Source organism: Chryseobacterium cucumeris, assembly GCF_016775705.1.
Taxonomy (GTDB): Bacteria; Bacteroidota; Bacteroidia; order Flavobacteriales; family Weeksellaceae; genus Chryseobacterium; species Chryseobacterium cupriresistens.
Genome location: NZ_CP068760.1, coordinates 734,283 through 759,762 on the forward strand (window position 1 = coordinate 734,283; position 25,480 = coordinate 759,762).

The following is a 25,480-nucleotide window of genomic DNA, read 5'->3' on the forward strand; positions in this document are numbered from 1 at the left end:
ATGATCTCCATCATAATCTCATCATACCTTCCTGACTATTTTTCTGCACTTGAAAAAAATATTGCAGAAACAATTGGGGTGTCTTATGAAATCATTAAAATAGACAATCCTGGATTGATGGGAATTTGTGAAGCTTATAACAAAGGCGCGGAAAAAGCTGGTTTTGATTATTTGCTTTTCATCCATGAAGACATCTTATTTAAAAATGAAAATTGGGGGAATACACTCATAAATCATTTAAACCAGGAAAATACAGGAATTATAGGGCTTGCAGGATCATCCTACGTTCCTTCTGCTCCATCAAGCTGGACCGTTAGTGAGAAATATAATTTCGTAAATATTTTACAGGGAAATAAAGAGAATACCCTGTATTTTCCCATTCAAACAACGAAGGAAAACAGAAATAAAGTCTTTGCTGTTGACGGTGTTTTTCTTGGAATTAAAAAAGAAATATTTAATCAGTTTAAATTCAACGAAAATCTATTGAAAGGTTTCCATGGCTATGATCTTGATTTTAGTTTAAGAGTTTCTACAAAAAAACAGAATTATGTGGTTAACGATATACTGATTCAACATTTCTCTGGTGGAAATCCGGATAAAACTTGGTTAGATGCCAATATTAAAGTAAGGGAAAGTATAGGATCTGATTTTCAAAAAGAAATCGACACCGAAGCTGAAAAGAAAATATTTCTAGGGTTTTTGCACAATTTTTTTAAATACTACCCTGTTAATAAAAAAAACCTATTTCTGACATTAAAATTTTATCCCAAAAAACTTAATTTTAATGAGCATTTGGAAATAGCAAAAAAGTATTACGGCTATATAAGATACGCTGGAAGTATCAATAAAAAACACAACTCAAAGAATTAAAATTTATCTAAAACTGTTTAATAAGATATGATCATAGGAAACGGACTTATTGCCAATTCATTAAAAAATATAGACTCAGAGGAAAATCTATTTTTCGCTTCTGGTGTTTCGAATTCTCTGGAAACAACAAGTTCAGAGTTTGAAAGAGAATTTACTCTGTTGGATAAATGTATTGAGAGTAACAGCAATCACAAATTAATTTATTTTTCTACTCTAAGCATTCATGATCAATCAAAACAAGACAGTCTTTACGTTTTACATAAAAAGGAAATTGAAAATTATATCAAAAATAAGTGTAAAAACTACCTTATTCTCAGAATTGGAAATATTGTAGGAAACGGAGGAAACCCAAATACATTATTCAATTTTCTTAAAAATCAGATTAAAAATTCACACCAGTTTACAGTTCATACAAAGGCAAGGAGACTATTGCTGGATATAGATGATATTTCTAAATTTTTAGAGTCTTACTGTCTGCATCTTCCTAATAAAGTTATTAATTTTTCTTTTCCCTATAATTTTGATTTAAAAGAAATTATAGGTGCTATTGAAAAAGAAACCCATCAAAAAGCTTATTATTCAGAAGTGAACGAAGGAGACTTTTACAGAGTAGATTTTGATAAAGAAATTCACGACTTCTTCTCAGGTATCAGTCCTGAAAGTTATCTTGAAACGTTAACCCGAAAGTATATTTAAGATGGTGGCTATTCACGTAATCATTGTTACTTATAATGCCATGAAGTGGGCAGAAAGATGTTTTTCAAGCTTAAGAACCTCTTCAGTTCCTGTAAAATGTATTGTAATAGATAACGGATCAACAGACGGCACTCAGGAATATATCAAAAAGTATTTTCCTGAAGTAGACTTCATTCAATCTCCACAAAATCTAGGTTTTGGAAAAGCGAATAATGCAGGGATAGAAAAAGCGTATAAAGAAGGAGCAGATTTTTTCTACCTGATGAATCAGGATGCATGGATTTATCCGGATAGTTTTCAAAAGCTATTGGATGTGTACAACGCATACCCCGACAAAAATCAACTGGGGATTTTAAGTCCGATACACATGGATGGCAGCGAGAAAAAGCTCGATATTTTTTTCGAACGCTACCTGGCAAGAAATACTCCGGATAACAGAATATTTTCAGACAGCTTTAACAATAGTCTTAAAGATTATTATGAAATCGATTTTGTGAATGCCGCTCACTGGCTGCTTCCCAAAGCAACCATTGAAGAAATCGGGGGCTTTAATCCTTACTTCTTCCATTATTCCGAAGATTATGAATACGTACAACGTATTTCTTTTTTCAGGAAAAAAATCATCGTATGCCCGCCCAGCAGAGTTGTACATGATGGCAAACAGGATTTCCATAAAACCAGCCACATCAATGCTCTGAGAGTACAGCGGGAACAACGCTATCTGAATCCGGCACTCCCGTTTGATTCCAAAGTACTTAACAGAGATTTCATTCCTAAAATGATAAAGCAAGCTCTCCAGCTGCAGTTTTCTGCTGCTTCCGATACTTTGAAAGAATATCAATATCTGAAGACCCGGTTTAATGAAATTATGAACGCAAGAACCATCATTAAAAATAAAGGGGCTGCATTTCTTAATTTATAACAAGTATAATTCAGAATAAATCTAAACCCAACATTAAAAATGAATAGAATTCGTCTTATCAACAGTATCATCCAGAAAGCTAATTTTAAAAAATATCTTGAAATTGGTACCCGAAGTGGCACATCGCTATATGCCATAAGCTGTAAAAACAAAATTGCAATAGACCCCAACTTCATAATACCCAAAATGGAAAAACTCAAAAGAAGAGTCTTTGACATTAAAAATAATAGAAAAACGCATTATTTTGAAATGACCAGTGATGATTTTTTTGAGCAAAAAAAGGAGTTTCTTAAAAATTTCGGCAGTATTGAAATATCTCTGGTTGATGGTATGCATACGTACCACCAGGCACTTAAAGATGTTCTGAATATCCTCCCTTTCATGGATGAAAAATCAATTATTGTCATGCATGACTGTTTTCCTGTGAGTGAGCCAGCCTCAACAGCGTACAACTCAGAAGAATTTTTTACGAAAGAAAAACATCCGGAATGGACTGGTGAGTGGAACGGTGATACCTGGAAATCTATCCTTTATCTGCTAAAAAAATATCCGAACGATCTTGAGGTTTTTGTTATTGACACAGATTATGGTCTCGGAATTATTCAGAAAAAACATAATCTTCCTATGAATTTTGAGCTGGATACTGAATTTTTCAGGCAGTTTATTTCCTACACGTTTCAGGATCTCAAAAAGAATCCTCAAGAATTGATCAATTTAAAATCGAAAGATATTATTCCATCCCTCCTTAACAGATTTCACTATTAGCAATGGAACCTAAAATATCGGTCATCATGCTCACCTATAATCACGCCCCCTATTTAAAGGAGGCTATTGAAGGTGTTCTATCCCAAAAAACAGACTTTCCGTTTGAGTTGATTATTTGCAATGATAATTCACCGGATGATTCTGACATTATTATTTCAGAATTTGCAACGCAATATCCGGATATCATCCGATATTTTAATCATAAGACTAATATCGGTTTTGTTGAAAACCAAAGATTTGCATTCGCACAGGCTCAAGGAAAATACTTAGCCTACTGTGAAGGGGATGATTACTGGACTGACCCGCAAAAGCTACAGTTTCAGTATGATTTCCTTGAGAACAATTCAGAATATGTCATGGTGACCGCCAGAAATTTACTGTTCCATCAGGATGAAAATAAACTGACAGAAGATGGAAAAGACTCCATGTTCAACGGACAGAAATATATTGATTATACACAGGACAGCTTTTTTGTACAGCGCCCTACCCAAACTTTTACTTATCTGATCAGAAAAGACTGCATTGATGAGAAGTGGATTGACATTTATCCCAATTACAGGGATCTTTACTATTTTTATCATGCCCTTGAATTTGGAAAAGGCAGAAGCTTTAATAAAGTAGTGGGAGTTTACCGGCTTCATAGCGGTGGCGTTTACAGCTCATTAGAAACAGAAAAACAATACCGAACTTCTATTGATATCTTTAAAAATATTAAGAGGATTAATAATGATCAGAGAGCAGACCAGCAGATAGTAAAAACCCTGGATCAGCTCATCAATAAATATTATTACGAAAAGGAGTTTGTTTCTCCTGTATGGAACAGAAAGCTTTATGCAGCCATCTTTGAACGCTTTTCCATTTCCAAAAATATCGGAACGGGAATAAGCCAGCTACTAAAAATTATAAAATATACTTTCACCAGATAATCAATATCTACAATGGCTGATATTGATGAATATCCGTCAAAAATAAAATCATAGTTATCAGACCCTTGTACACAGATGATTCAGAACATAGCCGATTCAAATAGTTTGAGTCGACAGCTGATCTAAACCGATCGAACTTTCCTTAATTTATTGTAATTTAGCTTTACAAAATGATAAAATTAATGATGAAAAATAAAAGCATATGTGCGGAATAGCCGGAATTATAAGCAATAATGCAGCAAATTATCAGGAGGAAATCAAAAAAATGACAGACTCTCTGATTCATCGTGGACCCGATTCTTCAGACTTTGAATTCTATGATAATGCAATATTAGGCCACCGCAGACTTTCCATTATAGACTTGTCCGAAAACGGGAAGCAGCCAATGTTCTCCAATACAAAAAATGAATGTATTGTCCTTAATGGTGAAATCTATGGATACCAGGATATTAAGAGACAATATGCAGAATATCCTTACCATGGAGGTTCCGACACGGAAGTCATTCTTGCGATGTATCAGAAAAAGCAGCAGAACCTCATCCATGATCTTCCGGGAATGTTTGCTTTTGCCATCTGGGATGACCGTGAACAGCAATTGTTCTGTGCAAGAGACCGTTTTGGTGAAAAGCCATTTTACTATGCCATCGGAAATAATAATGAATTTATTTTTGCTTCAGAGATCAAAGCGATTCTTGCATCCGGATTGATCCATCCTAAGGTAAATCCTGAAGCCATTTCCAACTATCTCCAATATGGGTATGTAAGCACCTATCAGAGCATTTATAGCAATATATATACTTTACCGCCCGCTCATCAGCTGATCTGGAAAGAGGGAAAGGTCATTGTTTCACGGTATTACAACCTGCCGTCAAAAGATAGGGTGATCAGCCTCTCCGATGCTAAGGAGGAGTTTCGGTACCTTCTGAAAAATGCTGTTAAAAAACAACTTATTGCGGATGTGCAGGTTGGTAGTTTTCTGAGTGGCGGCCTGGATTCTTCATCTATAGTTGCTCTTGTGGATGAGTTCTTACCTCATCAGACGACAATCAGTTTCGGTTATGACCATAAAGACAGCGAGCTCAAATATGCCAAAGAAATTGCAGATAAATACAACACCAATCATATAGAAGTTCATGAGCAAAAAAAAGATCTGGCTGAATCATTACTGCATGTTTCTCCTTTCTTTGACGAACCTTTTGCTGATACCTCTTACCTTCCGCATTATGAGATCTGTAAAAATGCAAGAAAAAATCTGACTGTAGCCCTTTCAGGTGATGTTGGAGACGAGCTGTTTGGCGGATATCATTTTTATACGGTAGAAAATATGATGAAAAATCATTTCAGTTATAAAAATCTAATCGCCAGATTCGGACTTAACCTTTACAAAAAAGCAAAGACGGTTTCGTTCGTAACCCAACAGAATTTAAAGTACGACTCCATTCTGGATTTTCATCTGAATTCCGTCAGAAATGTTTTTAATAAATCGGAACGTGCCCTTTTGGGATGTTCACAGGATTATCAGCAGGGATACAGCTTTACTCCGAATCATGATTCGTTGAATGACATTATGAGAGTAGATCTGGAAAATTATGTCCCTGGAAATATGATGGTCAAATCAGACAGAATGGCGATGGCTAATTCATTGGAAGTAAGAACTCCTTTTCTTGATATTGATTTTGCAGAATTCTGTATTCAGCTTCCTGATCAGCTGAAAATCACCAGTGAAAATGATAAAATTATCCTTCGTGAATCCATGAATAATTATTGGACAGATACAATCAGAAAACGTCACAAACAAGGTTTCGGACACAGCGTTAAGAACTGGTTTAATGAAGAAAACCTTATTAAGCTCTCCGACGATCTTCTAAGAGATTCGTCTCAAAAGGTTTTTAACTATATTGATTTTGATACTACCCAAAAATTTCTGAACAAAGACCATAAGCACTGGAATTTATTGCAGCTTGCTCTTTGGGCCCATAATAATAAATATGTTCTCTGATGCTTGATATTTCTGTCATTATCCCTGTATATAATGCTGCTGATTTTCTAAAAAAATCAGTACAGTCAGCCCTGCAATTTGAAGAAGTGAAAGAAGTTATTTTAGTTGAAGATAAATCTTCTGATCATTCATTGGAAATTTGCAAAGAATTAGCTGGCGAAGATAGAAGAATTCATTTGCTCCAGCACCCTGACAAAGGAAACCATGGTGCTGCTGCTTCAAGAAATCTGGGTATTGAAAAAGCCGCCTCAAGTTTCATTGCATTCCTGGATGCTGATGATTATTATCTTCCCAATAGATTTGATGCGGAGAAAGAGCTTTTTAAAGAGCCGCAGGTAGACGGGATCTTCAATGCCATAGGGGTTGAATATCTCACTGAAAAAGGGAAAAAGGAATTTCAGTCTAAATTCAGTGACAATACATTGACAACAGTAAACTATCCGGCAGAAGGAAAAGAAGTATTCAGAGGGCTTCTCGGGCTTACACCGAAAACTTTCGGTACATTCTTTCATTTGAATGGACTAACCGTCAGAAAATCTGCCCTGGATCAGAATAAGCTAAGGTTTAATAATATTCTCCGCGTACATCAGGATTCTGATTTTATCATTAAACTGGCTTATCACTGCTATCTGAAATCGGGTAATATAGACCAGGCTGTTGCGATAAGGGGAATACATGATGATAACAGAATTACTAAGATTATCCGATACTCGCCACAGTATAACAGCAGACAATTCCTTTTCTGGAATTCCTTATACGAGTGGTCCCGATCTGTGCCCCTGGATAAAGATGCTGCAAATCAACTTTATTTACGGAAAAAAGCATTTGAACTTTCGGAGAAAAAAGGAATTTCCAAAATGATGAGTCTATTGGCTGCTATTCTAAAAAATCCAGATATTCTGAAAACGCAATACCGCTTTACGTACATGCGCTCATGAAGTTTAATAACCTGCAGAAATATTTTTCATAAAATTCAAAGCAGAAGGATATTCAATATTCCTTTTATATTTAAAATACTTGTGGTGACCGCATTTCTAAATAATTTTGCAGAAAAAAGATAATCCATTACTAAAAATAAAATTAAAAGCTTAAATTCTCCTGGTAAGAAGATAACGCATAAACACAATATAATTTCTAATTGAAAAATGAAAATCTCAGTCATCATTCCCGTTTATAATGCAGAAAAATATGTCTCCCAAGCAGTAGAATCTGCGCTTCAATTTGATGAAGTTCATGAGGTTATTCTAGTGGAAGACAAGTCTCCTGACAACGCTTTGAAGGTCTGTCAGCAACTCGCTGAAAAATACAGCAGAGTTCAGCTTTATCAGCACCCCGACAAAGGCAATCATGGTGCAGGCCCTACCAGAAATCTTGGGATAGAAAAGGCTACCGGTGATTTCATTGCCTTTCTGGATGCTGATGACTATTACCTTCCCAACAGATTTGATGCTGAAAGGGAATTATTTAAAAATCCCGAAGTAGAAGGCGTTTATGGTGCATTGGGTGTACATTATTACTCGGAAAAGGCAAAAGAACAGTATTATAGAATTTTTCAGGATCGCTTAACTACGGTGTACAAAATTCATGAGCCTAAAGAGGTATTTCCGGGACAAATGAATATGTTGGGCAGCTTTGGTTTATTTAGTATTGATACTTTGACGATCAGGAAAGAATCTTTACTTCGCAAGATGAATCCTTTATTCAAAACAAGTTTAAGATTGCATCAGGATACTGAATTTTTATTCCGTTTATCCTATTATCTTGATCTTTATCCGGGTATTTTAGACAAAGCGGTTGCAGTAAGAGGTGTGCATGAAGACAACAGGATCACAAAGGTAGATTCTAAGAAAATAAAACCTGCTACAACAAGAGTTTTGCTTTGGAAAGAGGTGAAAGACTGGTCGGAAAACGAAAGTACGATTCCCGCCCATATGAAACTTCATATTAAAAGAATGCACCGTAGTTTTGAAATTGCCAATGCTCCCCTCCTCAAAAAGTGGAATATGATTTTAAAGTATCTTGTCACAGATTATCCAAGCATCCGTTCCGGCTTGTATAATATTAATTTCAGGAAATACTTATTCTGATCCGGATCTGGGAGATTCTACTGCGCTACATTCAGGACATTGTACTTATCTTTTTGTTTTAGACAGAATAGAATCCGCTATTTGTGAGGTAAATACTTTTCCGGATTCTTTATACATATGATTTCCATCTGTATATTGATATTCCCTGGCTTTGGAAGAGAAATCAAAGAAATAAACGCCATATTTTTTAGAAATATCTTTCATTTTTTCATTAAAATTGGGTGAATAAGACTGTTCCAGTGCTACAATTTTTTCTGAAGCAGGAATTCTTACCAGATAAACAGTTCCCTTACTTTTAAGAAATTTGATAATATCTTCTAAGGCATTAATCCTGGCTTGGGAAATATTCTGTTTCTGAGCTAATTGTTTGTAGAAATTTACTTTCTCAATTTCCCTTTTCGCTACAGAATCTTTCTGCATGTTTACCGTTACTTCCATCCAACCATCTTTATGCAGATAGGTGCTTGATCTCCCTGCTTCTTCTCTCTCCGTGTAAATCTTAAACCAACTCCGAACGTAATTTCTCAGCAGATATTCATAATTCGGGGAGAGATCATAAAAATACATATTCTTTAACGGAGAATGATTTTCCGGAAAGTCTTCTTCTTTTTTCACATTCTTATCTAAGGATAGGTTCCATGGATCTACGGTGATAACAAATAATCCATTTCGAGTTTCAGGGTCCAGTTTTCTTTGTAACGCCTTATAATAGATTGCTCCGTACGGAGACTGAACAACGTTCAATGCAAAATTATCAAAGTCTCTTCCCAGTTTTTGATTTAAAAGCCGGGGAAGAACAGCCTGAGCTCCTCTTGAATCTCCCAGAATAATATTCTGTGGTTTTTTTACTGCGAAATGCATATAATTATTATCTGTATTTCCATCCGCAAACCACCCCAAAACTCCGAATACGAGCAGAATTCCGATGATATAAAATGATATTTTAAATAAAAATTTTTTCATATTAAAACTGAAAATAAATAAATTCATTATTCCCGAAATTGGCATACCGGAGAATGATATAGATGATGATTCCGTAAAGAATACGGCGTACCCAAGGATTGAATCTTCTTATCTGAAGCCCGTGGAATTGTTCCCTGTTAATCCATTCTATAATCAGCATACAGGCAGTCAAAGCAAAAACTTTCACCGGCATCTGAGCCGGAAAGGAGAACAGTTCCAGGCTGAAGATACGTTTAATATACTCAAATGCCTGAAGTACAGATTCTGACCTGAAAAATATCCAGGCGATACAGGTAGCAGAAAAGGTAATCAGTATCTGCAGGATTTCCTTAAAAGATGGAAACCATTTTCCCTGCGCTGCAACTTCTATATTGGTTCTGTTTTTCTCCATAATCAGCAGTGGCATAAAGAATAAGGCATTAAGGCCGCCCCAGATTATAAACGTCCAGTTGGCACCATGCCAGAATCCGGAGACAAGAAAAATGATAAAGGTATTTCTTATTTTCATGCCCAGTCCTCCTTTACTACCCCCTAATGGAATATAAAGATAATCCCTGAACCAGGAAGACAATGAAATATGCCATCTTCTCCAAAACTCAGCAATATCCCTTGAGAAATAAGGGAAAGCAAAATTCTTGAGAAGTTCTATTCCAAACAGTCTTGAAACCCCTAACGCAATATCTGAATACCCTGAAAAATCTCCATAAATCTGGAAAGCAAACAAAACAGCTCCGATTAAAAGATTGGCAGGACTTTCGGTTTGATAATGGGTAAAAATCTCGTTCACTAATGGTGCACAATTATCAGCAATCACCATTTTTTTGAAGAAACCCCAAAGAATCTGACGCATCCCGTCTGCGGCCTGCTCGTAGCTGAATGTTCTTTTTTTCTGAATCTGGGGCAACAGATGAGTTGCCCTTTCTATAGGTCCTGCCACCAGTAAGGGAAAATAACTTACAAAAACTGCATAGTCAATAAAACTGCGTTCAGCACGGATCCTCTTCTTATAAACATCAATTACATAAGAGAGCCCGTGAAAAGTGTAAAATGAAATCCCCACCGGCAGAATCACATTCAGCAGCCAGATATTCACCTTAAATCCCATACCACCGAGGAGGTCTGCAAAACTTTCAATAAAAAAATTATAGTATTTAAAAAAGCCCAGAAATCCCAGGTTGATCACAATACTTAAAGTAAGCCAGAATTTTGCTTCACGTTTATTCCTGCTATTTTCGATCTTAATACCTGAAAAATAATCTAAACCAATGGAAAACATCAGTAAAAACAAAAATCTCCAATCCCAGCACGCATAGAAATAAAAGCTTGCCAATAGCAAAAGCTTATTTTGATTCTGATATTTCTTATTAAAAACAAACCAGTATAAACAGAATACTATAGGTAAAAAAATAAGAAATCCTATTGAATTGAATAACATAATGTGTTTTTAAAAGTTATGAGATACAGGCTCCTGAAACTATGGATTTCTTCCGGAAATAAATATACATTTCTTTTTCATATAGCTGCCTGACGGTTTTTAGAGAAATACACTTATTTCTACTTGTCCGGAAAATATACGGAATGGTAAATTTTGATTTCATAATTGTGTGTAGGTATATTGATGTAAATTAGTATATTTTTATCTTATTCGTATCTTTTTCAAAGAATTTCTCAAAGGTTTTTCAATAAACTGATAAAACAAAACCGAAGTACAGGTTAAAACAATAATATAGATCCCAAATACCTTATCGATACCTATGTTACGGCCGCTCCATTGTATGGCTTCCCTCAGTATATATAATACAGGAATATGGGTAATATAAACGGCATAACTCGCTTCTCCCAGATATTCAAGTTGTTTTAAAGAAAACAATCTGGTAATCAATCCATTATTTTTAGATATAAGAACAATAAAAGGGATAAACAATATAGCCATTAAGCCATTGTGAAAGAAAAGAGGAATAAAAATAAGTGACAATATGATAAGGATAAAAATGATCATCACAGGTACATCATAATTCTTACGCTGATGATGATTCACAAAAAATATTCCCGCCAGATTTCCTGCTAAAAATTCGTTGATATGCATTAAAGGAAAATAGTAAAGCAGTTCATGGCTTTGTGTATGCGGGCCTTCATAATAAGATGATTCCACATACAGCCCCGAAAATATCTGTGTTATAATCCATAGCATGACGGTAATTACCCAAATACTTTTATTCCCTTTGACATAGAAATAATTATAAAGGACAGGAAAAATCAAATAGAATAAAAATTCTACAGAAATAGACCAACCTGGAAAATTCAGGATCATTGCTTCTCCCGGAATCCAGCTCTGAAGACCAAACAGATATAAAAAAAGTTTATAAAAGCTGAAATTGGAATACCTTGTTACCAGATAAAGCAAAAGACCCAATACATAAAGCGGATAAATTCTTGCGAACCTGTTTTTGTAATAATCGAAATAATCTATCCTTTCTTTCTTATGATAGGCTACCACCATGATAAATCCCGAAAGTATAAAGAAATAACTTACTCCAACATTTGCCTTCAGAAAAACATTTGAAATGTAATCTATATTGTAGAGGAACATATCTTTGTTAAAATGGGAAATGACAATTGCCATTGCCGCAATAAACCGCGTAAATGTAATCTGAGGTATTTTCATAAGAACGGTCTAAACAGTCATATTATAAGTATATTTAAACTTTCCATGATCCAGAATTAAATGATTTCCAACAACAGATTTATGCGGTTTACTTGATAAAAATTCCGATGTATTTTCCCTCGTATTCTACTACTGTTGTTTCTATATTCTTCTTGTCACAGAAATCCTGATAGGCAGAATTATCACCAATATCATCACTGATAAAAACCCCGCCTTTTTTTAAATGCGCATAAAGTTCATCATAGGCCCACATTCTCCCGTCATAACTTTTATCGGAATCATAGTGAAGAACATCAAATACAGCATTTTCAGTAAAAATCTTAGGAAGCGATTCTCTATCAGCAAAACGGAAGAGCTTCCAGTTGCTTTTCAGGTTTTCAGGAACTACACATCCTACATACTGATCCCCATCCAGAGCCAGATAAGGCATATCTGAACTATAAAGTGTGCCGCCTCTCTTTGTAAGAGATAAGAGAGATGCCAATGAAGACCATCCGTAGGCAACGCCTGTCTCCACCACATTCTGTGCATGGGTAAATTCGCAGGCATAGTAAATAATTTCCAGCGCTCCCGCCCCTCCCATTTTCACAGGGCAATTTTTTTCTTTCTGTGCAGCTTCGTCTAAAACCACCTGATATTCATTACGGAACGCCTTGATTTCAAGTCCGAAAAGCTTGGAAACCGCATCTTCCTGTGAAATGCATCTTCCTGCAGCCCAGGAGTTTGTTTTATCCTTCCCTTTAAAGGCATTTCCTCGACTGACTGTATTTTTAATAATTTTCCGGCATAATTCAGGATAAAGATCGGGTCGTCTTAAAAACCCTATAAAAGTTTTGAGAACTCTACCTATTTCAATCACTGTGTTGTTTTTATTGAGGCAAAAATAAAGTTTTTTTTTTATTTTCATTGTAAAACCTACCACGTTGTCACAATTAGACAGCATACCTTGTACAGACAGACTGATAAACCTTTCTTAATATTAATTTCAAAGTCTAAAATTTTGCTATATTTACAGCATACACAACGAAAAAAATTTAAAACATGTCTGAAAATCCTTTTGAGCTTACCGGAAGTAAATTATTCTTTGATAAAAATCATTAAACGTATACCAATTCAGCAACTCAAATGAGTTACTATAGAATAATCTGCTCAATTTAAATTACCTAAGATGAAATTTTCAATATTAGTTGCCCACTTCAATAATGCAGTCTATTTCAAAGATTGTTATGAAAGTATTATTCAACAGACATACACCGATTGGGAAGTTATTATTGTAGATGACTGCTCAGAGAAGCAGGAAAAAGATGCCTTAAGGGAACTTATCCGCAACGATAAGCGTTTTTTTTTATATGAAAATGAAAAGAACCGGGGGGTAGGATATACCAAGAACAAATGTATAAAACTTGCAACCGGTGATCTATGCGGCTTTGTAGACCCTGATGATGCACTTACCCATGATGCCCTCGAAAAAAGCATAAAAGCCTATTCAAATCAGAATATTATAGGAACTTATTCAAGATTTTATATATGTGATGAGCATCTGACTGTCAAGAAGTTGTTTCCCCACTCGGGAAGAATAAAGAACGGAAGCAAATTTTTTTTTAATATCAATTTTGAAATCGCCCATTTTTTTACTTTTAAAAGAGATCAATTTATCAATTGGAATACGATTGATGAAAGTCTGTCCTCTTCTGTAGACCAGGATCTTTACCTGAAACTTTATGAAAGGGGCGAACTTGTCTTTATCAATAAAAGCCTGTATTTATATAGAATCCATTCACAGGGGGTTTCTCAAAATAAAGGTAAAAAAGAAAAGCTTTACAGGAACTGGCATCAGGTATTATATAACACCCTTACAAGAAGAGGAATTAAAGTTCTTTATAACACAGATATTCAACAGATTTCGAGACTTCCCGATTTTATTTTTAAAAAGCAAAATACATTAATATCCAGGTTTTTTAGAAAAATAACCAGAACAATAGATAACTTTTATAGGGAAGTATAATGCATTACCCTCTGTTTGTTTTAATCCGGATGACTTCTGCAAACGGATGTTTATAAAAGAAACATGGCTTTTACATTAGATAAAAAAGGTATATTTGTATAACCCAAATGATCAAAAGATAGTATATGTTCTATGATTTTTTTGAAAAAATAAACAGGAAAAAACAACTGTTTCTGCTGAAAAAACATCCTAATGTTTTTTTTGAAAACCTCAGATTAGGTGTTGGTAACCGCTTTATTTTGGATAACAATTTAAAAAAGCTAAGCATTGGCTCAGCTGCAGACTTCAGAAATTACACCTGTATCCTGATCAATAAAAATGCTGTCCTGGAAATAGGAAACCACTTTTTTATGAACAATTTCTGTTCTATAAACTGTTTAGAACATATATCAATAGGCAACAATACTTTATTCGGTGAAAATGTGAAACTCTATGATCATAATCATGCCTATGAGACGTCCCCTGCAATAAAAATATACCCTTCCGAATTTTCAAAAGCTCCCATAAAAATAGGAAACAATTGCTGGCTTGGAAGTAATGTAACCGTACTGAAAGGGGTGACAATAGGTGATAATTGTATTATTGGTGCCGGATGCACTATTTATAAAGACATCCCTGCTAACACACGTGTCATCAACAAACAGGATCTGGTTTTCGACTCTCTTTAAATCGGATGAAGTTTCCAGGACTTAGAAATTCTTATAACATTGAAGCTTTATACAGGAATTACTATAATTATTTGTTTAAACCTGTCCGCCAGGATTACGGAACTGATTTTCCGGATGATCTTTTGCAGGACAAGAAAAAGCATCAGAGAGATTTTGTGCTTCCGGAATATCAAAAACGAAATTTTATAAACAAATAAAAAACTCTTTACTTTACAAAAAATTTTCAGATAATGTCAGAAAACAGGAAAATAAAAATTCTTTTCAGGCACCGCTCAATGGAAATGGGTGGTGTAGAAAAAGTGATGTTAAGTATTCTCAATAATCTTAACCCTGATAAATTTGATATCACCGTATGTCTCACTCTTAATCAGGGGAAACTGCGTGATGAACTTCCGAAGCATATCAGAAAAATATACCTTACCGATGGAAAAGAAGATTTTTCCAACAATTCTATTTTACAGAAACTTCAGCTCGTTAAAAGAAGAATAAGGCTGAGAAAACTGAAAAATACCCCTGCCATTGCAGACCGTCTTATCAACGATACTTTTGACATTGAGATCGGGATGGATTACAGAGACTATGATGCCATTCTGAATTCAACCAATAAGAATTCAAAAAAAATCGGATGGTTTCACTCTGAAATTAATGTCCCTAAATTCCAGCCTCTGGTTCCGGATATTTTAAAGAGCTTTCCGCAGTTCGACCATATGGTATACTGCTCCCACAAGATAAAAGATATGATGCACCAGCATTACCCGAATCTCAAATATCCCGCTGAAAGCGTTATCATTAATCCTATTCCTATTGAAGAAATTAAATATAAGGCAGAAGAAAAGCTTGACAATTTTCCCGAAGGCCCTGTTTTTGCGTCTATAGGAAGACTTCATTCAAGAAAGGGATATCACAAGCTTATTGACGCTCATAAAAAGCTCATGGATGAAGGGTTTCATCACAACATTATTGTCATCGGTGATGGTGATGAAATGAACAACCTCAGGGCACAGGCAGCCAAAAATAATGTCGAAAAAACGTTTATTCTGGTTGGAAACCAAATGAATCCTTATCCTTATATCAAAAAAGCGGATTATTTTATTCTTCCTTCAGAATCTGAAGCATGGCCGCTGGTCATTGCTGAAGCCTTAATCCTGCAGAAGCCCATTATTGCAACAGAAGTAGGTGATGTAGGCCTTATGATCAAAGACCGTGAGACAGGATACCTCATCAGTTATGAAGTAGATGAAATGTATGAAGCCATGAAAACATTTCTGACAGACCACGAACTGATAGCCCATATCAGAAACAATCTAAAAACCATTGAAGATCAATTCGATAACAAGAAAATATTTGACAGCGTAGAAAATATTATAGAAACTCTACACAAAAAGTAAGTTACTGTGCAGAATAGCCTCCGTCTATCACAAGGTTGCTGCCTGTAACCCATCTTGAGGCATCAGACAACAGAAAAATACAGGCATTCGCTACATCTTTAGGTTCACCTATTCCCAGTGGATGTTTTTTTATGATTTCTGATGAAGCTTCTTCTCCGATACTTTCAAACATTTTCTCTAAAATCGGGGTATTGACCATTGCCGGACTAATGCTGTTGACCCGGATATTACTTCTTGAAAGCTCCATAGCCAAAGAACGGGCTCCGGAAATGACTGCGCCTTTACTGGCAGAATAAGCGGCCTTCCCTGCCTCTCCTATCATCGCTGCCACAGAAGAAATAAATACAAAACTGGAGTTTTCGTCTTTGTATTTTTTTAAAGATAAAATTTTTGCAATTTCAAGTCCTGCAATGACATTGACAGCAAATATGTCCTGATATAGCTGAGCATTGTGTTTTTTTAATGGTAACGTTTTTTCGATACCAGCACAGTGAATAAACCCTGATATTTTCCCTAAAACTGATACTTTATCTGCAATAATTACTTCAAGATTTTCAGATTGAGTAATATCTTCAGTGATAATTTCAACTTTTGTTTCCGGATTGAGCATAGAAACAGTTTTCATCAGTTCTTCCCGGTTTCTTCCTACAAGAATCAGATCAGCACCGCTTTTGCTGCATTCTACAGAACAGCTTCTCCCGATTCCGGAAGAAGCCCCTGTAATGAGAATAATTTTATTTTTTAATGAGAAAGCATCCATTAATCCTCAAAATTTTCTTTTCCTATAACATTCATCAGATCTGAAACGGTTTCAATATCTTTAAAATGCTTGGTATCAATTTTTTTGCTGAAATTTTCGTCTACAAAAGCAATAACAGAAAGTAAACTGATAGAATCATAGCTTTCTAAAGATTTCAGGTTCGTTTCAGTAGTCAATGTTTCATCTTCTTCCAATTCTTCCTGTAGTTTTTCTAAAAAAACGGATGTTTTCATATTTTATAATTTTAAATGTTTGTTTTTTAAATTTCCATAATAGTGGCTCCCCATGAATATCCAACTCCAAATCCTGCCATTAAAACCTTATCTCCTTCTTTCAGCATTCCTTTATCCATCATATTTTTAAGAGCAATAGGAATTGTCGCAGAAACAGTATTCCCGGTTTTTTCCATGTCAATATAAAACTTTTCTGCCGGTATTTTTGTTTTCTTTCTTAAATAATTCAGCATAAAAGAATTGGCCTGGTGAAAAACAAAATGATCGATATCATCCATGGTCATTCCGTTCACTTCCAATGTTTCCTTTACCAGTCCCGGAATATTTTCAATTGTAAAATTAAAAATTTCAGGGCCATTCATATAAATATTTTCAGGGCCGAATTCATGTTCCGGATTCAGTTCAAAGTCTTTTTTAAAAGCTCCTTTTTTCACCATAAGATTTTCTGCACCGCTTCCGTCTGTTCCCAGGCAGAACTGATAATCGTTACCCTCGGTCTTTTCAATAATAGCAGAGGCAGAGGCATCTCCGAATATGCTTCGGTTTCCTTTATCATCAGGATGAATATGTTTGGTGTACGTCTCTGAAGTGACCAAGAGAATACTCTTTGCAATTCCAGCAGCAATCAGTCCTTTTGCAAACGCTAATCCATAAACAAATCCTGAACAGCCAAGGTTAAAATCTATAGCTCCGATATTTTTTCTAAGCCCCAATCTGTCCTGCAAAATACAGGCCGTAGTAGGAAGGAAATACTCAGGACTCTGGGTGCAGAACAAAATAAAATCTACCTTGTTTCTGTCATAGTTTTCGAAAATTTTTTCTGAAGATTGCACAGCCATATCCAGTACGGTTTCGCTGTCAGAAGAAATATGGCGCTGGGAAATACCTACTTTCTCCTGGATACGTTCGGAGCTCCATTCAGGGAACTGCTTTTCAAGATCCTCGTTAGTTAACACCTGCTGAGGAAGATAATATTCTATTTTTGAAATTTTCATCATATTAATAAATTCTCTTTCTTTGCAAAAGTAACGAAAACAAATTTACACTTGTGATGATTTTTATATTCAGAATCTTATTAAAAATAGACTCCCTCTATCATTCTTTTTTGAATAGAGCCAGCCTTGAAGTGGCTAAATACAGAGGGATGAAAGTAGGAAAAAACTTTAATATGCCTGATAAAGTGTATTTCGGAACTGAACCTTACCTTATTGAAATTGGTGATAATGTCAACATTGCCGGAGATGTAAGATTTGTAAACCATGGCGGAACGACTACTCTACTCAGAAAACTTCCGGGCTATGAAGATGCAAGAATACTGGGAAGAATAAAAATCGGAAATAACTGTACTATTGGTCTTAATGCTGTTATTATGCAGGATGTACAAATTGGAAACAACTGTATTTTGGGTGCCAACTCTGTATTGTCACAGTCTATGCCAGACAATACGGTCTTTATTGGAAACCCGGCTCAATTTTTGTGCACTATTGAAGACTATGGTGACATTGTTCTTAAAAACAACCCGGAATATCCCCGTGAACTGGAGAAAGACAGAAAAAAGCTGGATGCCTATATCAAAGAAAATCTTCCTCACAAGTATAAGAAAGCAAGAAAAATTAAATAAATTTATCTTGTAAAATCATAAAATAGAAAAAAACAAATTGAAAAAGAAAAAACTCCTCATTCGTATAGGTTCATTACGTCATGGTGGTGCTGAGAAAGTATTAATCAACTTTTTGAAGAATCTGCCTGCTGATAAGTATGAAGTTGATCTTCTGCTCAATCTCTATTCGGGGTTATACATTAAAGAGGTCCCATCATGGGTGACACTGTACTATTTGACAAAAGGAGAAATGATCACCACCAACAGGCTGCAGGATATTCCTGTGAAAGCTTACAGGGTTCTTTATCAGAAAATGTTTCTTTGGTTCCCTTTCCTTCTTTACAAATTTGTTTTAAAGAATAAAAAATATGATGTAGAGATTGCTGCTATCCATGCGATGCATCAGGAAATTCTCTCCAGTCCTCAAAAAGATTCGAAAAAGATTATCTGGGTACAGAATGATATTTTCAATTTAAAAGAATACACTCCTGAAGTGATCAGACAATTTTTCAGGTTTGACAGAATTCTGGTCATCTCCAACAAGCTTCAGGAAGGGATGCACAATCTGGCTAAAAATGAAGATGAAAAAGCATCTGTGATTAAGATCTTCAACCCTATTGACAAAAACGATACGTTAAGAAAGGCAGATATTAAAGTTGATGATTTTCCTTTCAGCAATGATCTTCCCACTTTTGTAACAGTAGGAACCGTATATCCTCAGAAAGGATACGACAGATTACTCAATGTTCACAAAAAACTTATTGACGAAGGGCTGAAGCATCAGCTTTTAATCATTGGCGACGGGTATGATTTTAATACTATTCAGGATCAGCTTAATCAGCTGGGGCTTCAGGATACTGCAAAAATGCTTGGCTTCAGCAGTAATCCTTATCCTTATATGAAAAAGGCGGATTTCTATATTATGTCCTCAAGACATGAAGGATTCCCAACAATCATTGCCGAAGCTCTTATCCTCAACAAACCTATTTCTGCTACGGATATTTCCGGCATCAGAGATCTTCTGCAGGATGGAAAGCTTGGAAATATCACAGCAAATTCCGAGGAAGGAATTTATGAAGGAATGAAAAAGTTTCTTACTGATAAAAATATTGCTGAAGAATACAAAAAACGAATTTCGGAAACAGAGCTTCCGTTTGTTCTGGAAAAATCTGTGGAACATCTTCAGAAAATAATTGACGAAGTATAAAAATATTGACGATGGCAGATTATTCAATCATTCAAAAAGACTTTTACCGGGAAAGCGGAAAGTGGCTTTCAACGTTTCAGATCTGGAAAAAATGCATCAATCCCAATCTTCACTTTGTTTACATTCTGAGAAAAGCACAGAAGTATCAGAAAACTCCTCTTTTGAATATTTTCTGGAGAATTGTACTAAGACATTACCAGATCAAATACGGTTTTCAGATTTATCCTGAAACGCAGATTGGTGAAGGTTTTTATTTAGGACATTTTGGAAGCCTTGTCATCAACCCGAAAACAGTGATCGGGAAAAACTGCAATATCGCTCATGGAGTCACTATAGGCCAGCAAAACCGCGGAAAAAATGAAGGATATCCGGTTATTGGAGATGAAGTCTGGATTGGTACCAATGCTGTCATTGTAGGAAATATCACGATCGGAAATGATGTATTGATTGTTCCCAATTCTTATGTCAATTTTGATGTTCCCTCCGGTTCTGTTGTCATTGGAAATCCTGCAAAAATAATCCCTACAGCAGATGCAACAAAGGATTATATCAACCGTAAGGTGTAGTAAACACAGTACTTATTGTAAAAATTCCGAATACATTTGAAAAGAGAGTAAATTTGTAGTTCTTCACATCATGGAAGCCACCCGAACCTAGCAACAGATTATATCTGATTGAAATTCAAAGAACTGAGCTGTTATGACGGTTCCACACAATACTTGAAATCAAACAGATCAAATTCCTTATCAACGCTCAACTTACGCAACAGCTACTTTTCTGTTAATAAGATAGGCAATTAATACATTAGGAACCCAGCACAACCACGCTACAGCAATATAGGAATCTGTAGGATTTCCTGTAATATTTTTCAGCAAAGGAAACCACAACCTCAACGTTACAGCAGCAAAGGTACAGGCATAACTGTAAGTCATCAATTGCTGATGTCTGATGATATCACCTTTTCTGATTTCTACCAAGGCAGCGAGAGTTGTTATGAACCAGATCAATCCCAAACATATAAACCCAATTGCTGAAACCAGACCTCCATTGGCATAAAATCCCATATAAATAGCTGAGACAGAACTTATCATCACAGCAATTACGTAAAAAGTACCAATGATCCGATGAATCTTCAGGTATTTATTCCGGAATGAACTTCCAAACTGACGCCAGCCTATAAAAAGAGCAAGTCCTCCAAAGGTAATGTGGGCAAAAAATGCTGTTGTCCAAATCATGCTGTGGAGTAATTCGGGAGATTTTGAACCCAGAAAAGTATTTTTAGATTCAACGAAAGCATAAATAAGAGGATAGGCTCCGATCAGCAAAGCCAGTACACCCATCACTACAAATAATAATTTTTTCATAATACCTGATTTCTTTTTTCTGTAAAAATGAGGAATATAAAAGCATCGATTGTCCCAAAATGAAAGGTGGAACATATTTGTAAACCATTATGATTAAACGATATATCTTATCATCAGACCAATCATCACATCTCAATCTCTATGCTTTGGCTCTTTAAAAAATCTCTGGGCGAACAGTTCATATACTTTTTAAAATTCCGGTTAAACGACGTTTTAGAATTAAATCCACTCTCAAATGCTAATGAAAGAATGGTATATTTTCTGTTTTCAGGAAGTACTGCTATCCTTTTAAATTCTTCAATCCTCTGACGATTGATATAATCATAAAAATTTTTATTTTCAATCGAATTAATTGCCTGAGAGAGTATATTAGGATGAACTTTCAGTAATTCGGCAGTATGATTCAGATTCAGCTCAGGATCTTTATAAAGCCTTTCTTTCTCCATTTGATAAACAAGCTTTTCATAAACAGCTATGATCACCTCCTCTCCCGGAGAATTCTTCTGATACTTTACCGCTTCATTATCCATCTCTACTCCATTTACATTGACTTCTATTACAGGTAAGTTCAGAATTCCAACACGGCTGATCCCAAAATATGCGGCGGCAACGATAAACAGAACAACGATGAAAAAAATAAGAATATCATTTCTGATCATCACGGCAATCCATATCAAAGCTAATCCGGCAATAAGATAATACAGCCATTTTAGATTAATTTTCTCTGTATTTGAAAATTGGTCAGTAATCTCTCTTGTATACCTTCTGACGGCAAAAAAACTTAATGTAATATATACTATTCCGGATAGTATCATCATATATTTGAGAATACTGCTTATCATTTTGTATTGGCTGCTTCCGCTTTGATAAATGGCAAGCCTGTCCCATGGAGACAAAATCAATAATTTGAACAGCATTACCAAGACGATCAAAATAGGAACAAAGTGCAGAAACCAGATCTTGTTGCCCGGTGCTTTTCCTGTAACACACAAAACATACAGATATAACATTGGGCCATGAATAAAGGGAAAGATAACTACATAGCCCAGAAAATAAGGAAACTTTATATAGCTGCCGGAAAAAAATAACAAAAATAAAATAAGATGTATTCCTATAATCAGAAACCATGCTGCCAGAATATAATCAGCCATTATCTTCTTACGTTTCCCTGCAATCAGAAATGAAGAGAAACAGGCAATGAATACTCCTGCCAGATAAAAAGCCGATGGTAAAGACTGCAGACCAAAATCAGACATTAGATAGATAAATTAATCAGAGCTTTAAATTATTTATTTTTTGACATATACAAAGTCTTTTTATTAACTATTTCAGCAAAAACAATTCATATTGCCTCAAGAATTAAGAATATTTTAATTCATAAATCACAAATTTTAAATTATACTTCGTAATTTTATCCTGCTTTTTAAACGTTTGGATTTCCTCAATAGCTGTACTACAAATAATATTGGAATAGTGAATATGATTTTAAGCATATTTTAATATTAAACTTTGTTAAAAGTGATTTATTATTTAACAAAAATTATATTTTTGCATAATTATTGATTTGATCTATTGATTTTGGAAATAATTTAAACGAAATAAATAATTACACATTTTAAAATTATGTCACAATCGTACGAGGTTATTTTCGAAAACAATAAAAAATGGGTAGAGTCCAAAGTAGCTGAAAATCCGGATTTCTTCCATGAACTTGCCAAAACTCAGCATCCGGATTATCTGTACATCGGCTGTTCAGATAGCCGGGCTACCGCAGAAGAGTTGATGGGAGCAAAACCCGGAGAAGTTTTTGTTTACAGAAACATCGCCAATGTTGTTAATACTTTAGATATGAGTTCCACAGCAGTTATTCAATACGCTGTAGAACATCTGAAAGTAAAACATATTATTGTCTGCGGACATTACAACTGTGGCGGTGTAAAAGCAGCGATGACACCTCAGGATCTGGGATTATTGAATCCATGGCTGAGAACCATTCGTGATGTGTACAGACTTCATCAGGCAGAACTGGATTCTATTGAGGATGAAAACAAGCGTTATGACAGACTTGTAGAACTCAATGTTCAGGAGCAGTGCATCAATGTGATCAAAATGGCCTGTGTACAGGAAAGATACATTTTAGAAGAGTATCCTATTGTTCACGGCTGGGTATTTGACCTTAGAACAGGTAAAATCATTGATCTGGAGATTGATTTTGAGAAAATCTTAAAAGATATCCAAAAGATCTATAATCTTACAGGTTCAGATTGGGTAATGAGCAGAAAGACTAAATAGTTTTTCTAAAAAGAAGGTAAAATGAAATTCTGGAGTATTATTGTATTAACGTTTTTTCTGAATTTTACAGCGCTGCCGGGCATTGCTGCGGTGGCGGGCTGGGATATTGCAAGAACGAATGTAATAATCAATGAAGAAGAGCCTCATTCTCACCCATCCTCATTCATTGTTTACGAAAAGACCATTCCGAAACCTTTAGATGTGTTCGATTATCTGAAGTTTTCAGAACCTGATGTTCAGGGTATGTCTTTTGTTCTGATTGATGATTCTTTTCATCTTTCACCTTTACTTACTATATTTTCTCCCCCTCCGGAAGCGTAACTCCTATAGTTAGATTTTTTTGATACCATTTCCATATCATTTTTGATATCGGAGACTCATGTACATTAAAAATTATTTTTTCTCAACTTTTTATAACTGACTTATTTAAAAAAAAATAAGCCGGCTATACCTTACAGCTTCACATTATGAAAAAGACATCATTAATAGGAGGAATCAAGGAAAATTTTCCTTCAGGACTCGTGGTATTTTTAGTAGCACTTCCGTTGTGTTTAGGAATTGCTTTAGCATCAGGTGCTCCACCATTATCCGGTATTATTGCCGGTATCGTAGGCGGCCTGGTAGTAGGAACAATCAGTAATTCAAATATTTCAGTTTCCGGGCCCGCTGCAGGTCTGACAGCTATCGTTTTAACAGCAATTACAGATCTTGGCGCATTTGAACTTTTCCTTTGTGCAGGGATCATTGCAGGACTTATTCAATTGGTTTTAGGGTTTGTAAGAGCCGGAAGTATTTCCAACTATTTCCCTAATAATGTTATTGAAGGAATGCTGGCAGCCATAGGAATCATTATTATTTTAAAACAGATTCCGCATGCTTTAGGATTCGATAAAGATTATGAAGGCCATGAATCTATTTTTGATAACGGTTTAAACTTCGGATATTTTACAGAATTATTGGGAGCGATCCATCCGGGAGCCATTGTTATTACACTGGTTTCTGTAGCAATCCTTATCGCATGGGACAAAATCCATGTACTGAAAAGAATGAAAATGCTTCCGGGAGCGTTGGTTGCCGTAATTATAAGTATTCTTTTGAATCAACTCTTTAAGATGTCCGGAAGCTCTCTGGCTATCGAAACCCAGCATTTGGTTTCCTTGCCGGTTCCACAGTCTTTTGATGATTTTAAAAATCTGATCACGACTCCGGACTTTAATGGTTTCACTAATCCAAAAGTATGGATCGTAGGAGCAACAATTGCGATTGTTGCCTCTATTGAAACGTTACTTTGTATTGAAGCCTCAGACCGGTTAGACAGACAGAGAAGAATTACAGATACCAATCTTGAGCTTAAGGCCCAGGGAATCGGGAACCTTGTCAGTTCTTTTATTGGAGGACTTCCAATGACTTCTGTTGTGGTAAGAAGTTCTGCGAATGCCAATGCAGGGGCCACCTCAAAAATCTCGGCAATCATTCATGGAGTCTTCTTATTGATCTGTGTTCTTTCCATTCCTGTTGTTCTCAATTTAATTCCATTAGCTACACTGGCTGCGGTATTAATTTTAGTAGGATATAAACTGGCAAAGCCGGCTACGTTCAAACATTTCTGGCACTTAGGAAAATTCCAGTTCATTCCGTTTGTAGCAACCGTTGTAGCTGTAGTGGCAACAGATCTGCTAAAAGGAGTAGGAATTGGTCTTGCCATCTCCGTTTTCTATATTCTTCAGGGAAATATGAAAAGAGCTTATTATTTAAGCAGAGAAAGACTGGATGACGCTGATGGGATCAATATCAAGCTTGCTGAAGAAGTATCATTTTTAAATAAGGCAGCTATCAAAAAAACTCTTAAAAATATAAAACCAAATTCTACAGTGATCATTGATGCAAGAAGTACGTCCTATATTGCCACCGATGTACTGGAAATGATCCAGGATTTTGCCAATATCCGCGCAAAGGAACAAGACATCAATGTAGAACTGATAGGCTTTAAAACTTCATACAGAGATTACGAAAGAAGTCAGGATTCCCATATTCTTGTGACTCACAAAAGAGCCATGTAATCTCAATAAT

The 25,480-nt window shown here is 35.5% G+C and carries 27 protein-coding genes; 18 read left to right on the top strand and 9 right to left on the bottom strand.

The features are described 5' to 3' along the window. The 8 genes from JNG87_RS03275 to JNG87_RS03310 all read left to right on the top strand — a co-directional run bounded on the left by JNG87_RS03275 (position 1) and on the right by JNG87_RS03310 (position 8,265). Positions 1-870, top strand: coding sequence for a glycosyltransferase (locus JNG87_RS03275; RefSeq protein ID WP_202841666.1), 870 nt, complete (start codon positions 1-3; stop codon positions 868-870). 27 nt (positions 871-897) lie between these two features. Further along, on the top strand, positions 898-1,566 hold the full coding sequence (locus JNG87_RS03280; RefSeq protein WP_202841667.1) for a hypothetical protein: 669 nt from the start codon (positions 898-900) through the stop codon (positions 1,564-1,566). 1 nt (position 1,567) lies between these two features. Next, on the top strand, positions 1,568-2,488 hold the full coding sequence (locus JNG87_RS03285) for a glycosyltransferase family 2 protein (protein ID WP_202841668.1): 921 nt from the start codon (positions 1,568-1,570) through the stop codon (positions 2,486-2,488). 39 nt (positions 2,489-2,527) lie between these two features. Continuing rightward, entirely contained in the window at positions 2,528-3,253 is a 726-nt protein-coding gene (locus JNG87_RS03290; RefSeq protein ID WP_110008457.1) for a class I SAM-dependent methyltransferase, read from the top strand. 2 nt (positions 3,254-3,255) lie between these two features. Continuing rightward, positions 3,256-4,179 (top strand): glycosyltransferase family 2 protein, encoded by a 924-nt coding sequence (locus JNG87_RS03295; RefSeq protein WP_262896830.1) that lies wholly within the window; start codon positions 3,256-3,258, stop codon positions 4,177-4,179. Positions 4,180-4,381: 202 nt separating this feature from the next. Then, positions 4,382-6,178, top strand: a complete 1,797-nt coding sequence (gene asnB, locus JNG87_RS03300) for an asparagine synthase (glutamine-hydrolyzing) (protein WP_202841670.1) — start codon at positions 4,382-4,384, stop codon at positions 6,176-6,178. After that, complete coding sequence (locus JNG87_RS03305) at positions 6,178-7,116, top strand: glycosyltransferase family 2 protein (protein WP_202841672.1); 939 nt, start codon at positions 6,178-6,180, stop codon at positions 7,114-7,116. The genes asnB and JNG87_RS03305 overlap by 1 nt, the downstream gene beginning before the upstream one ends. 207 nt (positions 7,117-7,323) lie before the next feature. Further along, positions 7,324-8,265, top strand: coding sequence for a glycosyltransferase family 2 protein (locus JNG87_RS03310; RefSeq protein WP_202841674.1), 942 nt, complete (start codon positions 7,324-7,326; stop codon positions 8,263-8,265). Between the two features lie 45 nt (positions 8,266-8,310). Here JNG87_RS03310 and JNG87_RS03315 read toward each other — a convergent pair whose 3' ends face one another. From JNG87_RS03315 to JNG87_RS03330, 4 genes are all read right to left on the bottom strand, one after another. Continuing rightward, positions 8,311-9,228, bottom strand: a complete 918-nt coding sequence (locus tag JNG87_RS03315; RefSeq protein ID WP_238349658.1) for a hypothetical protein — start codon at positions 9,226-9,228, stop codon at positions 8,311-8,313. A 1-nt stretch (position 9,229) separates the two neighbouring features. Next, positions 9,230-10,663 carry an MBOAT family O-acyltransferase gene (locus tag JNG87_RS03320; RefSeq protein WP_202841678.1) on the bottom strand — a complete coding sequence of 478 codons (1,434 nt, stop codon included), beginning with the start codon at positions 10,661-10,663 and terminating at the stop codon, positions 9,230-9,232. A gap of 201 nt (positions 10,664-10,864) precedes the next feature. Then, entirely contained in the window at positions 10,865-11,893 is a 1,029-nt protein-coding gene (locus tag JNG87_RS03325; RefSeq protein WP_202841680.1) for an acyltransferase family protein, read from the bottom strand. An 88-nt stretch (positions 11,894-11,981) separates the two neighbouring features. Continuing rightward, positions 11,982-12,752 (bottom strand): class I SAM-dependent methyltransferase, encoded by a 771-nt coding sequence (locus JNG87_RS03330; RefSeq protein WP_202841681.1) that lies wholly within the window; start codon positions 12,750-12,752, stop codon positions 11,982-11,984. Positions 12,753-13,061: 309 nt separating this feature from the next. Here JNG87_RS03330 and JNG87_RS03335 point away from each other — a divergent pair, with 309 nt between their 5' ends. From JNG87_RS03335 to JNG87_RS03350, 4 genes are all read left to right on the top strand, one after another. Beyond that, positions 13,062-13,898: a glycosyltransferase family 2 protein gene (locus JNG87_RS03335; protein ID WP_202841682.1), complete on the top strand. Its 837-nt coding sequence runs from the start codon at positions 13,062-13,064 to the stop codon at positions 13,896-13,898. A 125-nt stretch (positions 13,899-14,023) separates the two neighbouring features. Then, positions 14,024-14,566, top strand: coding sequence for an acyltransferase (locus JNG87_RS03340; RefSeq protein WP_110008448.1), 543 nt, complete (start codon positions 14,024-14,026; stop codon positions 14,564-14,566). A 5-nt stretch (positions 14,567-14,571) separates the two neighbouring features. Continuing rightward, positions 14,572-14,763, top strand: coding sequence for a hypothetical protein (locus JNG87_RS03345; protein ID WP_202841683.1), 192 nt, complete (start codon positions 14,572-14,574; stop codon positions 14,761-14,763). A gap of 33 nt (positions 14,764-14,796) precedes the next feature. Next, positions 14,797-15,954 carry a glycosyltransferase gene (locus JNG87_RS03350; RefSeq protein ID WP_202841684.1) on the top strand — a complete coding sequence of 386 codons (1,158 nt, stop codon included), beginning with the start codon at positions 14,797-14,799 and terminating at the stop codon, positions 15,952-15,954. A gap of 1 nt (position 15,955) precedes the next feature. On the opposite strand, the gene JNG87_RS03355 is transcribed toward JNG87_RS03350, so the two are convergent. From JNG87_RS03355 to JNG87_RS03365, 3 genes are read right to left on the bottom strand one after another with little or no spacing between them, the layout of a single operon-like run. After that, on the bottom strand, positions 15,956-16,714 hold the full coding sequence (locus JNG87_RS03355; RefSeq protein ID WP_202841685.1) for an SDR family NAD(P)-dependent oxidoreductase: 759 nt from the start codon (positions 16,712-16,714) through the stop codon (positions 15,956-15,958). Then, complete coding sequence (locus JNG87_RS03360; protein WP_047380387.1) at positions 16,714-16,947, bottom strand: phosphopantetheine-binding protein; 234 nt, start codon at positions 16,945-16,947, stop codon at positions 16,714-16,716. The genes JNG87_RS03355 and JNG87_RS03360 overlap by 1 nt, the downstream gene beginning before the upstream one ends. Before the next feature lie 26 nt (positions 16,948-16,973). Beyond that, positions 16,974-17,945 carry a 3-oxoacyl-ACP synthase III family protein gene (locus tag JNG87_RS03365; protein ID WP_202841686.1) on the bottom strand — a complete coding sequence of 324 codons (972 nt, stop codon included), beginning with the start codon at positions 17,943-17,945 and terminating at the stop codon, positions 16,974-16,976. Between the two features lie 53 nt (positions 17,946-17,998). On the opposite strand from JNG87_RS03365, the gene JNG87_RS03370 reads away from it, so the two are divergent. Genes JNG87_RS03370 through JNG87_RS03380 form a run of 3 tightly spaced genes read left to right on the top strand, consistent with a single transcriptional unit; the run spans position 17,999 to position 20,320 of the window. Continuing rightward, the gene (locus JNG87_RS03370; RefSeq protein WP_202841688.1) at positions 17,999-18,568 is read left to right on the top strand and encodes an acyltransferase; all 570 of its coding nucleotides are present in this window, start codon (positions 17,999-18,001) and stop codon (positions 18,566-18,568) included. A gap of 37 nt (positions 18,569-18,605) precedes the next feature. Further along, positions 18,606-19,754 (top strand): glycosyltransferase, encoded by a 1,149-nt coding sequence (locus JNG87_RS03375; protein ID WP_202841690.1) that lies wholly within the window; start codon positions 18,606-18,608, stop codon positions 19,752-19,754. Positions 19,755-19,765: 11 nt separating this feature from the next. Continuing rightward, entirely contained in the window at positions 19,766-20,320 is a 555-nt protein-coding gene (locus JNG87_RS03380; protein ID WP_110008441.1) for a serine O-acetyltransferase, read from the top strand. A gap of 192 nt (positions 20,321-20,512) precedes the next feature. Here JNG87_RS03380 and JNG87_RS03385 read toward each other — a convergent pair whose 3' ends face one another. Both JNG87_RS03385 and JNG87_RS03390 read right to left on the bottom strand, forming a co-directional pair. Then, positions 20,513-21,118 carry a DUF2306 domain-containing protein gene (locus tag JNG87_RS03385; RefSeq protein ID WP_202841692.1) on the bottom strand — a complete coding sequence of 202 codons (606 nt, stop codon included), beginning with the start codon at positions 21,116-21,118 and terminating at the stop codon, positions 20,513-20,515. A 125-nt stretch (positions 21,119-21,243) separates the two neighbouring features. Then, a complete protein-coding gene (locus tag JNG87_RS03390) occupies positions 21,244-22,374 on the bottom strand; it encodes a helix-turn-helix domain-containing protein (protein WP_202841694.1) in 1,131 nt (376 codons plus the stop codon). 367 nt (positions 22,375-22,741) lie between these two features. Here JNG87_RS03390 and JNG87_RS03395 point away from each other — a divergent pair, with 367 nt between their 5' ends. The 3 genes from JNG87_RS03395 (at position 22,742) to JNG87_RS03405 (ending at position 25,470) form a co-directional block, all read left to right on the top strand. Then, positions 22,742-23,410: a carbonic anhydrase gene (locus JNG87_RS03395; protein ID WP_202841696.1), complete on the top strand. Its 669-nt coding sequence runs from the start codon at positions 22,742-22,744 to the stop codon at positions 23,408-23,410. Positions 23,411-23,431: 21 nt separating this feature from the next. Further along, complete coding sequence (locus JNG87_RS03400) at positions 23,432-23,731, top strand: hypothetical protein (protein ID WP_076595975.1); 300 nt, start codon at positions 23,432-23,434, stop codon at positions 23,729-23,731. A gap of 146 nt (positions 23,732-23,877) precedes the next feature. Further along, complete coding sequence (locus JNG87_RS03405) at positions 23,878-25,470, top strand: SulP family inorganic anion transporter (RefSeq protein ID WP_110008438.1); 1,593 nt, start codon at positions 23,878-23,880, stop codon at positions 25,468-25,470. The last annotated feature ends 10 nt before the right edge of the window (positions 25,471-25,480 follow it).